This is a genomic window from Methylocella sp. (assembly GCA_037200525.1).
Taxonomy (GTDB): Bacteria; Pseudomonadota; Alphaproteobacteria; order Rhizobiales; family Beijerinckiaceae; genus Methylocapsa.
In genome coordinates, this window is sequence record JBBCGG010000001.1 from 2,693,051 (window position 1) to 2,705,225 (window position 12,175).

The window sequence follows — 12,175 nt, forward strand, 5'->3', positions numbered from 1 at the left end:
GTGACAAAGACGAGGCCTTCTGTCCAGATCCATCTTTATCAGTGCAGAATTGTCACGGCCGCTGCGGAAAAAATCGAACCGGCAAACGGAAATGGGGCTGGACGATTTTACGCTTCGGATTTTCACATGATTTTTACTAAATGGGCCTTTCCTTGGCCGGATTGTGAGGCTCCCAATGAACGATATGAACACTCCGACCCAGTCCAAGATTCAGCTCGGCAAGATTCTGCTCGCCGAGGACGATAATGACATGCGCCGCTTTCTCGGCAAGGCCCTCCAAAACGCGGGCTATGACGTCGCTACGTTCGATAATGGTCTTTCCGCTTATCATCGTTTGCGCGAAGAGCCGTTTGAATTGCTTTTGACGGACATTGTGATGCCTGAAATGGATGGCATCGAACTGGCCCGCCGGGCGACCGAACTCGACCCTGACATTAAAGTGATGTTTATTACAGGCTTTGCGGCTGTGGCGCTTAATCCCGACAATAATGCGCCGCCGCAAGCCAAAATCCTCTCGAAGCCTTTTCACCTCAAGGATCTTGTCAATGAGGTGCAAAGGCTTCTTGCAGCCTGAGCGGACGGGGCGCTTCGCGTCCGCGGATTCGGATCGGAACGCCCGACTCCGCTGACCCGCGCGGGGGGGGGGAGGGCTCGCGGATGCTCGCTTCCGCTCACGCCAGGATAAAGCTCTCGATGTTTTTTGCCAGCGCCATGCCAAGACGCGCCGTTCGTAGGGCGCTGCGGCTCGTCCCGATCGCCGTGCTTGCGGCCAAAATCCTAAACCCCGCCCCAGCGGCCGCCGCGAGTCTTCAGGATTGTCTCGCCGGTCTCCGCCCCCAGATTTTGGCGAGCGGCGTCGACGCCGCGACATTTGATAAAACGACGCGCGGTCTCGAAGCCAACCCGGACGTGCTTCAGTCATCGCAGGCGCAGCCAGAGTTCAAGACGCCGATCTGGGATTATCTCGCCGGCCTCGTCGATTATGAGAGGATCAACGACGGCCGCGCGATGATGCAGCGCTGGGCTCAGCCTCTGGCGACGGCGGAGGCCCGCTTCGGGGTCGATAAGGCGACGATCGTCGCTGTTTGGGGCGTCGAATCGGATTATGGCCGCAGCTTCGGCACGCGCCCCATCGTGCAATCGCTCGCCACGCTCTCCTGCGGCGGCGGCCGGCAAGCGTATTTTCGCTCGGAGCTGATCGCCGCGCTGAAGATCGTCCAGCATGGCGATATCGCGCCGGAGCAATTTTTCGGGTCCTGGGCCGGAGCTTTCGGTCATACCCAGTTCATGCCGTCGACTTTCTTGCGCACCGCCGTCGATCTCGACGGCGACGGTCGCAAGGATTTGATCAATTCCGTTCCCGACGCGCTGGGATCGACCGCAGCCTATTTGCGCAAAGGTGGCTGGGTCGCCGGCGGCGAATGGGGCTTTGAGGTGCGTCTGCCTCAGCATTTCGCGGGTCCGTCGGGGCGCGTTCACAAAGAGCCGATGGCGGCTTGGGCCGCGCGGGGCTTGACGCGGATCGATGGTTCGCCGCTCGGGGGCGGCCCAAACGCCGGCCTGCTGCTTCCCGCAGGGGCGGGGGGGCCGGCTTTCCTCGTCACTCGCAATTTCGATGCGATCTATTCCTATAACGCTGCGGAATCTTATGCGCTGGCCATCTCGCTGCTATCCGACAGGCTGCGTGGGCGTCATGGCCTCGTGACCGCGTGGCCGACTAATGATCCCGGCTTGTCGCGCGCGGATCGTCGCGAATTGCAGACTCTTTTAATGCGCCGAGGCTACGACCTTGATGGCAAGGCGGATGGAGTCATCGGAAGCAAAACCAAGCAGGCGATCAGCGATTTTCAGGCGAAGTTGGGTCTTGCGCCAGACGGCCGCGCCAGCATCTCGGTGCTTACCGCCGCGCGGAGCAAATAGTGGCAACCGACCCTGACGCCTTCGAGTGAGGCGATCACGCCCTGCCTCTGCGTCGACGCATGATGTTATGCTTTAAGTTTAGAGTTAATCTCTATCTGACTGAATCTCGTGGGGTTTCCTCGGGCCGAACTAAATGAAATAGATGTGGTCTGGCAATTCGTCTTCTCCGTCGCGGGGCGGAAAATGCTGGCCGAGCACGACGCCGCATTGTTCGACCGCTGAGACGAACCCGGTTGCCATGTCGCCGCTTTGGATATGGCCAAGCAGCGCGTTGACGGCGCCTTGCCAAACCGATTGATCGACTTTTGAGGCGATGCCGACGTCAGCGACGATGCGGACGTAATGCTCGGCGAGGGAGACGAAAATCAGGACGCCGGCGCGATTTTCCTTGCGCGCCATGCCGCGGATCATGAATTGCTCCATCGCGGCGCGATGCGCCTGCTGGCGCCGGACCCCGCGCGGAACCAAAAGATGACGCAGGCGGGATTCCGAAAAAAGAAAGTAAAGCGCTGCAAAGACAAATGCCTGAACCAGCAGGATCTGTTGCACTGACAGATGCGTGACGGCGATGAGCAGCCAGGGCGTAGCGAGCGCGACGAGGCCTGACCAGGCGATCGCGTAGGTCATGTAGTCAGAGGAGGCGCGGGCGAGGACGCAGACGATTTCGCCGGCAGTCTGCGTTTCCGCGGCCTTGATCGCCGCGCTGACGCGGCGTTGGTCGTCGATCGATAAGATCATCACCAGCTCCCCGACGCGCCGCCGCCGCCCGACGACCCGCCGCCTCCGGAAAAGCCTCCGCCTCCGCCGCCGCCGTCCCATCCGCCGCCGCCACGGCCCGAATTGATCAGCATGCCGAGAAGAAAGGAAAGGATGTTGCTGACCAGCGCGCCGCTTTGCTGCGGAGGGGCCGACGGACCCCAGCGCGACGAGCCGCGGCGGTCGAAGATCTCGCCCTGCTGACCGCCGCCCCAGCGGGGGTCGATTCCCGACATGTCGCTCTGCGCAGCGCGGCGTCTAGGCGAACGCAACAGCATGAAAATGACAAGGAGAAACAGGCCGAAGACGATCCAGGGCGTCAGCGATTCAGTTGGCGAATCTTGATGATCGAGCCGCAGATCGGGACGTTTCTGCCACTCGGACGCATCAGTCGTCAGGACCGTGATCACATCGTCGACCCCGCGCTCTATGCCGCCGCCGAAGTCGCCGGTCTTGAAGCGGGGTGCGATCGCATTGGCGATGATGATTTTCGACAAAACATCGGTCAAGGTGCCTTCGAGCCCATAGCCGACCTCGATACGGACCTTCCGCTGCTTGGGCGCGACCAGAAGCAATACGCCGTTGTTCTTTTTGCTTTCGCCGAGCTTCCAATCGCGAAACAGCGCATTGGCGTAAGGCTCGATTTCGTCGCCGTCGAGCGAGTTCACTGTGGCCACGACGAATTGAATGCCAGATTTGGCTTCGAGCTGCTCGAGCTTCGCCGTGATCGCAGTCTTGGCTTCCGGTGGTATGATATTGGCGTCATCGACCACCCGCCCGCTGAGCGGCGGGAAATTATAGGCGATGGCGAGGCTGGCGCAGAAAATGAAGACGAGGCAGGCAAGCGGCGCGCCTATTCCTCTGAGTCTAGACGTCCAGCGGGAAGATGTCCGGGCGCCCGGAACGAAAACCGGCGCAGCTGCGATGCTCCGGCGGCAGCGATTTTTCGAAAATATCGAATTCTCGGCGGTCAAAACTTCACTTGGGGCGCGGTTTGCGCCGCATCGCTTGCGGTGAAGGCTGCAAGCGGCTTCTTGCCGGCGAATATGGTTTTCGCCCAGAGAATTGATGGGAAAGTTTCAAGCGCCGTATTAAAGGCTCTGGCGGCTTCGATATAGTCGCGTCGGGCGACGGCGATGCGGTTTTCCGTCCCTTCGAGCTGCGACTGCAAAGCCAGGAAATTCTGGTTCGATTTCAGATCAGGATAATTTTCGCTGATCGCCAGCAGCCGGCCCAGCGCGCCCGACAATTGCTCTTGAGCTGCTTGAAATTGCTTGACTTTTTCAGGATCTGTCAACTCCGACGGGTCAACGTTGATCGAGGTCGCCTTGGCTCTTGCCTCGGTGACGGCGGTCAGCGTGTCCTTTTCCTGTTTCGCATAGCCTTGCACGGTTGCGACCAGATTGGGAATGAGGTCGGCGCGCCGCTGATATTGGTTCTGGACATCCGCCCATTTGGCCTTCGCGGCCTCTTCAAGGGTTGGTATCGCATTATAACCGCAGGCTGAAACGCTGACGCCCAGCACAACGACGACGAGCATGGCGAGCAGCCGGTTCATGGGGCGGGTCGAGGGCTGAGTTTGCGGCCGATTTTCGAAAAGCGTCATGCGCAGGTCTCCGGCTTTCAACAGGATGATCGTTTGAGCGGCTCGAACCTCTAACTGATGCACGATCCCGAAAAATTGAAGAGTTTCGGGAGAAAATATGCGCCTTTCCAAGAGCATGATACAGAAAAGCTGTAGGACTTCTCGAGACGACCATGCGCTTCAACTAAAGCACGATCTTGCCCAGAAAGTCGCGGGCTTTTCCCGGCGTTCGGCCTTGCGCCGCGACGATCCACCGCTTTTTTTACTACGCGTTGCGGCTGACCGCCGTGGTAACCACGATTTGACTGGCGTGAAGGGTTCGATTCTCTACTCTGGCGGTAAATGGAATTCGTATTAGAGACAGCGGCGCGACCATGGATCTTTTAAACGGCTCTCAGCTTCTGCCTGGCGCCGGAGCCATGTCGCGAGCCGCGCTTCGGGCTTCATTCATTGTGATCGCCTGCTGCGGCATTGGGGCTGCGGCGCCGTCCGCTCCGACGACCGCGTCATGCGTCGTGGAGCTCTTCACCAGTCAAGGCTGTTCCTCCTGCCCGCCGGCCGACGCCCTGTTGGCGAGCATAGCGCGCAAACCCGACGTCATCGCGGTCTCTTTTCCGGTCGATTATTGGGACTATATCGGCTGGAAGGATACGCTCGCCGCGCCGGCTTTTTCGTCGCGGCAGAAGGCCTATGCGACAGCGCATGGCGATGGACATGTCTACACGCCGCAGGCGGTGGTGGATGGGCTGGCCGGGGTGGTCGGCAGCGATAGCGCAGAGATCGAAGAGGCGATCCACGCCGGCAAAGGTCGCGACGGCGCGTTGAGTTTGCCGATGCGCATGTCCCGCTCCGCAGGTTCTCTATTCATCGAAGTGCCGGAAGGGGCGGGCGGTCCTGCCGCCGTTTTGGTGCTGCGCGTCATGCGCACCAAGACTGTCCATATCGGGCGCGGCGAGAACGCCGGGCGTAGCGTGACCTATGTCAACGTTGTGCGGGCGATTGAAAAGGTCGGCGAATGGACCGGCTCTAACGCTACCTTCGAGTTGCCCGATTCGCGCGGCGAGGATGAAGGCTATGTCGTTCTGCTGCAAAAAGGCACGCTGGAGAAGCCCGGCCTGATCCTCGGCGCGGCAAAAAGCTCTGGGCTTTGAACCCATCGCGGAATGGCCCTCGCTCCGCGTTGTGCGCGCCATTCTGCGGCCGGTTGCAACGGGCGACGGCATTTTTTGCCGATAGGCCACTTTAGAGTTTGGGATTCCAGCTGGACTGGTCTTAGCTAGACTGGTTTTCACTAGACTTGGCCTCAACCGCTGTGGAACACTAGAGCCGAGTCCGAGGCTCGCTTTGGTTCCAGCTTTTCTCGCGGTCAACGCCGACTGCCTACCTCAAGGAAGTTTCACGAGCCGCATCCGGCTTTGTCCCCTTTCGCCTACTCCGCTCTCCCCCTATACAGGTTGCGATGATTCCTCCCCTTTAGCGCAAGGCGGCGGACAAGGAGTGTCATAAGCTTATGAGTTTTCGTTCCTTTCTCGGCGCCGCTACTGTGTTCGCATCCACCCTTGCGGCGTTCTCCGCGTTTAGCCCTAGCGTCGCGGCGATCAATGAGGCGTCGGCGCAGCAAGCAGGCGCCGCATCGGAGGGCGGCGGGAGGCCGCCTTGGCTCGAAGCCACAAATGCGGATGCGAAATCGGATGATTCAAAGAAATCCGACGCGAAGAAGTCCGACGCCAAAGGCGATTCCAAATCGAGCGATTCGAAGAAAGCCGGCAAGCCCGTTCAGGTCGGCTCCTTCGGCGATTGGGGCGCTTTTCTTGCACAGGGCGCCAAGGACAAAACTTGCTACGCGCTGGCGACGCCAAAGGCTCGCGCGCCTGCTGCGCTCAAACGAGATCCAGCCTATGTTTTCATCTCCAACCGGCCAAGTGAAAAGGTCCGTAATGAGGTGTCGATCATCATGGGCTTTGCGATAAAGGACGGCGGCGAGGCGCGGGCCGAAATTGGCAGCGCGAATTTCGATCTTGTCTCCAAAGGAAGCAACGCCTGGATCAAGAACCCGGCGGAGGAAACTCAATTCATCGAGGCCTTGAAGAAAGGCTCGAAACTGGTGGTGAAAGCGCCGTCGGTGAAAGGCAATGTCACCGTCGATAGCTATTCGCTCGCGGGCATATCCCAGGCGCTCGAGAGAGTTCAGAAGGACTGTCCGTGACGACGTCGGCGGCGCGCCGCAGCAGCCGGAATGCGTCAATGGTCATTGCCGGGGCTCTTTTGGGTTTTCCGACATTGCGTGACAGCGCGCGGCGGTCGCGGACAATTATGGATAATAATAATGTCATTGCGGGAGCCCGCGGCGCATAATTGCCTCAGTGCATAGGAAGACGCGGCAAACGCGCTACCCGGGAGGACAAATCAATGTACGATAAGATCTACCCCGTCGTTTCCGAGTGGACTGAAGACGCCTATATCGACGCTGGAAGATACAAACAGCTTTATGCGCAGTCGATCGCCGATAAGGATGCGTTCTGGGCAGGGCAGGGCGCCCGCATCGATTGGATCAAACCCTTCACCAAGGTTAAGAATACGTCTTTTGGTCCCGGCGAGGTCTCGATCAAATGGTTTGAGGACGGCGTCACCAATGTCGCTCAAAACTGTATTGATCGGCATCTCGCGAGGTCTGGAGATGAGATCGCCATCATCTGGGAGGGCGATGACCCGCATCAATCGAAGCACATCAGCTACAAGCAGTTGCACGAGGAGGTTTGCCGTCTCGCCAACGTCCTCAAGGCGCATGGCGTCGGCAAAGGCGATACGGTCACGATCTACCTGCCGATGATTCCCGAAGCGGCCTACGCCATGCTCGCTTGCGCGCGCATCGGGGCCATCCATTCGGTGGTGTTCGGGGGGTTTTCGGCCGATTCTCTCGCCGGCCGGATCGAAGGCTGCAAATCGAAAATCCTCATTACTGCTGACGAAGGCCTGCGCGGCGGCCGTAAAGTGCCGCTGAAGATCAATGCCGACGCCGCGGTCAAGAAAACCGGCGATATCGTGCAAACCATGCTGGTCGTCAGGCGCACGGGCGGCCCTGTCGCGTGGACGTCGGGCCGCGACGTCTGGCACGACGAGGCGGTCGCCAAGGCGAGTGCGGATTGCCCCTGCGAGCCGATGAACGCGGAGGACCCGCTGTTCATTCTGTTCACCTCAGGCTCGACCGGCGCGCCGAAAGGCGTCGTTCATACGACGGCAGGCTATCTCGTCTATGCCTCGATGACGCACCAATATGTCTTCGATTATCATCCGGGCGACGTCTATTGGTGCACCGCCGACGTCGGCTGGGTCACCGGGCACAGCTATATAGTCTATGGCCCGCTCGCCAATGGCGCGACGACGCTGATGTTTGAAGGCGTGCCGAGCTATCCCAGCATCTCGCGGTTCTGGGAGATCGTCGACAAGCACAAGGTGAATATTTTCTATACCGCGCCGACCGCGATCCGCTCTCTGATGGGATCAGGCGACGCGCCGGTCAAGTCGTCGAGCCGCGCCTCTTTGCGAGTGCTTGGCTCGGTCGGCGAGCCGATCAACCCAGAGGCCTGGGAATGGTACTACCGGGTCGTGGGGGAGGGCCGCTGTCCGATCGTCGACACCTGGTGGCAGACCGAGACCGGCGGCATTCTGATCACCCCCTTGCCGGGCGCGACGAATTTGAAGCCGGGTTCGGCGACGCTGCCGTTCTTTGGCGTCGAGCCGCAGGTGGTCGACGCCAATGGGAGCGTTATTGAAGGCCCAGGTTCAGGCAATCTGGTCATCGCCGATTCGTGGCCCGGTCAGATGCGCACGCTCTATCAAGATCACGAGCGATTCGTGCAGGCTTATTTCATGGCTTACCCCGGCAAATATTTCACCGGCGATGGCTGCCGGCGCGACGCCGACGGCTATTACTGGATCACCGGGCGAGTTGACGATGTGATCAACGTCTCGGGTCACCGGCTTGGCACGGCCGAGGTGGAGAGTTCCCTTGTCGCGCATAAAATGGTCTCGGAAGCCGCCGTCGTCGGCTATCCGCACGACCTCAAGGGCCAGGGCATCTACGCCTATGTCACCTTGATGGTCGGAATTGAGCCCAGCGAGGAGCTGCGGCGCGAACTCATCGCCTGGGTGCGCAAGGACATCGGGCCGATCGCCTCACCGGACGTCGTTCATTTCGCGCCGGGATTGCCGAAAACGCGATCGGGCAAAATCATGCGACGCATCTTGCGCAAGATCGCAGAACAAGAGTTTTCCGCGCTCGGAGATATTTCAACCCTCGCAGATCCTGCGGTTGTCGACGATCTCATCCGCAATCGAGTCGGCTGACGCGCATTCTGTGAAGCATGATTGCTTCAGATCAAGCAATCATGCTTCCAATCTTCGTTTCAACTTAAAAGCTTGTTTGAGGAATATGCAATTATTCAAGATACAGCTAAGCTGAAGCAGGAAGATAAGACGTAAATTTCATTTTAACTTAAAGTAGAGGATTCCGCGCCAAGCAACGCTAGCTTTGATATTGTCGAATCGGCGGCTGAGTTCAATCCTGCCGCGGCTCGATTCGACTCCATCGGTGCGACATCATGAGCGAGGGGCGGAGAGACAGCGGATCGGTTTTCTCAATACCGAGCGGCGGCGCTGCCATTTTCGTGGGCTTAGGGGCGTGCATCGCATTGTTCTTGGCGATGACGGGCGCGACGGCGCGCGAAATCGTGGCGTTTCCACAGGCCTATCCGCCCGGGACGATCATCATCAAACAAAGCGAACGCAGACTTTATCTGACCACCGGGGCGGGAACCGCGATCCGCTATCCGATCGCGGTCGGCAAGATGGGCATGAGTTGGCGCGGCGAGACCTTCGTCAACGGCAAATATGTTCGCCCGGCATGGACGGCCCCTGCAGTCGTCCGGCAGGATCACCCCAATTTGCGCGGCGTGATTCCTGGCGGCTCATCGCGCAATCCCATGGGCGCCGCGGCGATTACCCTCGGGCTCTCGGAAGTCGCCATACACGGCACGACGGAAAACATGCGCAAATCCATCAGCACCGCCGCGTCTTATGGCTGCATTCGAATGTACAATGAGGATGTCGTCGACCTCTTTGGCCGCGTGCAGGTGGGAACGCGCGTCTTCGCCGTCCCTTGAAGCCGGGAAAGCCGCCGAATTTTCAATATCGGGATCACGCGTTGATACAGAGAAATTCAGAACGTGATCGATCCCGGACAGAACGATGACGTTCTGGCCGCCGCTGGTCTTTATTTCCGCGCCGGATTGGCGTAACCAGCCAGCTTCGCCCTATGATTGATCTCGCGGCGCTCTGGCTTTCTGCATCTTTGCCTCGTATCGATCCGATAGGCAGAGTTGACGTTGGCCTGCAGGATGTGCTCGAGTCGGGAGATCGGCGGTTGCATGTCTTGGCGCTTTGAGATGCGGGCGATCGCTTGAGGAGCGCCCCGTTCTTATGCGCCGCGCGGGGCGTGTCTAATTTGGGCCATGGCGGAGGGGGTAATCGGTGGAAACGAAGGATCTCGATCAGACCGAACTCGTCAATCAGATCACTGACGTCATCGTGAAGGAAGGAATGGTCGATCGCGACAAAGTCACTTTGGACGCGACGATCGAAAGCCTGAATCTCAAGTCGATCGATATAGTGATGATATTGACGGCGATCGAAGAAAAATTCGACGTCTATATCCCGATGGACGGCCCCTTTCACGACGCCAAAGACGTCAAAAGCCTGATCGACGCTATCGCCGCTTACATCATCAAAGAAAAAGGCTGACATGACGTCAACGCGGCAGGTTGTAGTTACCGGCATGGGCGCTGTCTCGGCCGCGGGGATAGGCGCGACCGCCTTGTGGCATGCGGCGCGAGACGGGCGCTCCTGTGTCGCCGAAACGCAATTCAAGCGGCCTTATCGCGGCCGCATCAAGATTTCGGCCCAGGTGCAAGGGTTCGATCCTGGAGCCCATCTCGAAGCCAGCGTGTTGCCTTTCTGCGATCCGGTCACTCAATATCTTTTGACCGCCGCCGATGAAGCGGTCGCCCAGGCGGGTCTTTCGCGCTCCGAGCCGATGGGCCCGCGCACCGCCGCGATCATAGGCACTGGAGTCGGCGGCATGCATACGCTGGAAGACGGCCTTTATCTCGCGCTGGTCGAGCAGGGCCGTCCTACGCCTTTGACCGTGCCGCGCCTCATCCCCAGCTCCTGCCCATCGAATGTGAGCATCCGCTTCGGCGCCAGGGGGCCCTGTTTCGCCGTGGCCAGCGCCTGTTCCTCGGCGACGCAGGCGATTGGAATTGGCCTCCACCTCATCCGCTCCGGCCTGATCGATCGCGCTATTGTCGGCGGGACGGAGGATTGCATCACAAACAGCTCGATGCTTGCCTGGGAAGCTTTGCGCGTGCTGACGCCCGATGTCTGCCGGCCTTTCTCCAAGGGTCGCAACGGCATGACTCTCGGCGCCGGCGCCGGAGTATTCATCCTTGAGGAAGCCGAAAGCGCGCGCGCGCGGGGCGCCAAAGCTCTCGTCGAACTTGCGGGCTACGGCACATCGAGCGACGCCAAGGATCAGGTGCGGCCGGATGCGGAAGGGGCGGCCGAATGCATGCGCCTCACTTTGGCGGATGCCGGCGTCCTGGCTGATGAGGTGGACTACGTCAACGCGCATGGCACCGGAACGATCGTCAACGATTTGACGGAATCCGAGGCGCTTGGTCTCGTCTTCGGCAACCGGCTATCGCAACTGCCAATTTCATCCACGAAGCCAATCCATGGCCATGGTCTTGGAGCCGGAGGCGCGCTCGAACTGATCGTCACCATCGGAGCCGTTCGCGATGGCGTGGCCCCGCCGACGATCAACTGGCGCGAGCCCGATGTAAAATGCCCCGTGGACCCCGTGCCGAACGAGGCGCGTCCGATGCCGATCCGCGTCGCCCTCACCAATTCATTCGCTTTCGGCGGAATCAACGCCAGCCTGATCGTACGTCGCGCCGAGGCGGCATGAGTCCGGAAATTGGTTCGCGCGGCGCCGCTGAGGGATCAGGCGATGCGCCTATTAATTTGCCCGAGATCTCTGTGCGAACCGATGCCGCCCATGTCGCCGCTTTTCAGCGCGAGACTGGCGGCGCGCCGATCGAGGGACTTGTTCCGCTGACCTATCCGTTTTGCTGGCTGACGCTTCCCGCGGTGCGGCCGGCGCTTGCGCAGATGATCGGCGGTGCGGCCTTTCTGCCGATCCACGAGGCGCAGAGCTTTGATTATGAACGCCCGCTTGAAACCGACGCCGATTATCGGCTGGCGTTCGAGTTCCAGCGCAAGGCCGAGCCCGCGCGAGTGATCGTAAATGCCGTGATTTCGACGCCGCAGCGAGAGATTTGCGGTCGTTTCGAGACGGTGCTCCGCATTGTCCCCGTGGCTGCGGTCGCAAGCCCATGAACGCCGCGCCGATTGTCGATGCGCCGATTGACCTTGCGCCCGCCGATTGGCCCAAAGTCGGGCAAACCATAGGCCGCTGCGACTTTGGTCCTTTCGGTCTTGAGCAGCTCGCTCGTTACGCCGAGGCGTCCGGCGACGATAACCCTCTGCATCTCGATCAGGATGTCGCCGCCGCCGTAGGCCTCAAAAAGCCGCCCATTCACGGCATGCTGATGATGAGTTGCTTTGAGCCGGCGCTGAGACAGTGGCGGCGCGATATCGTGATTAGCCGACTGGCGGGCAAATTTCTGCGGCCTGTCTTCGCCGGCGAAAGCATCAGCGTTAGCGGGCGCGTCGCGCTCTCTAGTCTCGCGCCGCAACCTGAACTTCTCCTGCGGCTGATGGCGCATGGCCCCAACGGCGATCTCGCCATATTGGCGGAGGCGACGCTTCGGCGCATCAGCAGCGGCGCGATCTGAC

The 12,175-nt window shown here is 60.1% G+C and carries 13 protein-coding genes; 10 read left to right on the top strand and 3 right to left on the bottom strand.

Annotation, left to right across the window (positions count from 1 at the left end; genetic code table 11):
- Positions 1-175 precede the first annotated feature (175 nt).
- Positions 176-574: a response regulator gene (locus tag WDN46_13190; protein ID MEJ0094349.1), complete on the top strand. Its 399-nt coding sequence runs from the start codon at positions 176-178 to the stop codon at positions 572-574.
- A gap of 137 nt (positions 575-711) precedes the next feature.
- Positions 712-1,920 carry a lytic murein transglycosylase gene (locus tag WDN46_13195; GenBank protein ID MEJ0094350.1) on the top strand — a complete coding sequence of 403 codons (1,209 nt, stop codon included), beginning with the start codon at positions 712-714 and terminating at the stop codon, positions 1,918-1,920.
- 129 nt (positions 1,921-2,049) lie between these two features.
- Here WDN46_13195 and WDN46_13200 read toward each other — a convergent pair whose 3' ends face one another.
- The 3 genes from WDN46_13200 to WDN46_13210 all read right to left on the bottom strand — a co-directional run bounded on the left by WDN46_13200 (position 2,050) and on the right by WDN46_13210 (position 4,234).
- Complete coding sequence (locus WDN46_13200; protein ID MEJ0094351.1) at positions 2,050-2,658, bottom strand: TPM domain-containing protein; 609 nt, start codon at positions 2,656-2,658, stop codon at positions 2,050-2,052.
- Positions 2,658-3,503 carry a TPM domain-containing protein gene (locus tag WDN46_13205; protein MEJ0094352.1) on the bottom strand — a complete coding sequence of 282 codons (846 nt, stop codon included), beginning with the start codon at positions 3,501-3,503 and terminating at the stop codon, positions 2,658-2,660. The genes WDN46_13200 and WDN46_13205 overlap by 1 nt, the downstream gene beginning before the upstream one ends.
- A 143-nt stretch (positions 3,504-3,646) precedes the next feature.
- Positions 3,647-4,234: a LemA family protein gene (locus WDN46_13210; protein ID MEJ0094353.1), complete on the bottom strand. Its 588-nt coding sequence runs from the start codon at positions 4,232-4,234 to the stop codon at positions 3,647-3,649.
- A gap of 401 nt (positions 4,235-4,635) precedes the next feature.
- On the opposite strand from WDN46_13210, the gene WDN46_13215 reads away from it, so the two are divergent.
- The 8 genes from WDN46_13215 (at position 4,636) to WDN46_13250 (ending at position 12,174) form a co-directional block, all read left to right on the top strand.
- A complete protein-coding gene (locus WDN46_13215; GenBank protein ID MEJ0094354.1) occupies positions 4,636-5,412 on the top strand; it encodes a DUF1223 domain-containing protein in 777 nt (258 codons plus the stop codon).
- Between the two features lie 359 nt (positions 5,413-5,771).
- Positions 5,772-6,467: a hypothetical protein gene (locus tag WDN46_13220; protein MEJ0094355.1), complete on the top strand. Its 696-nt coding sequence runs from the start codon at positions 5,772-5,774 to the stop codon at positions 6,465-6,467.
- Between the two features lie 203 nt (positions 6,468-6,670).
- A complete protein-coding gene (gene acs / locus WDN46_13225) occupies positions 6,671-8,608 on the top strand; it encodes an acetate--CoA ligase (GenBank protein ID MEJ0094356.1) in 1,938 nt (645 codons plus the stop codon).
- Positions 8,609-8,964: 356 nt separating this feature from the next.
- A complete protein-coding gene (locus WDN46_13230; protein MEJ0094357.1) occupies positions 8,965-9,423 on the top strand; it encodes a L,D-transpeptidase in 459 nt (152 codons plus the stop codon).
- Between the two features lie 367 nt (positions 9,424-9,790).
- On the top strand, positions 9,791-10,060 hold the full coding sequence (locus WDN46_13235; protein MEJ0094358.1) for a phosphopantetheine-binding protein: 270 nt from the start codon (positions 9,791-9,793) through the stop codon (positions 10,058-10,060).
- Position 10,061: 1 nt separating this feature from the next.
- Positions 10,062-11,285: a beta-ketoacyl-[acyl-carrier-protein] synthase family protein gene (locus tag WDN46_13240; GenBank protein MEJ0094359.1), complete on the top strand. Its 1,224-nt coding sequence runs from the start codon at positions 10,062-10,064 to the stop codon at positions 11,283-11,285.
- Positions 11,282-11,716 carry a hypothetical protein gene (locus WDN46_13245; protein ID MEJ0094360.1) on the top strand — a complete coding sequence of 145 codons (435 nt, stop codon included), beginning with the start codon at positions 11,282-11,284 and terminating at the stop codon, positions 11,714-11,716. Before WDN46_13240 ends, WDN46_13245 begins: the two co-directional genes overlap by 4 nt.
- Positions 11,713-12,174 carry a MaoC family dehydratase gene (locus WDN46_13250; protein MEJ0094361.1) on the top strand — a complete coding sequence of 154 codons (462 nt, stop codon included), beginning with the start codon at positions 11,713-11,715 and terminating at the stop codon, positions 12,172-12,174. Before WDN46_13245 ends, WDN46_13250 begins: the two co-directional genes overlap by 4 nt.
- The last annotated feature ends 1 nt before the right edge of the window (position 12,175 follow it).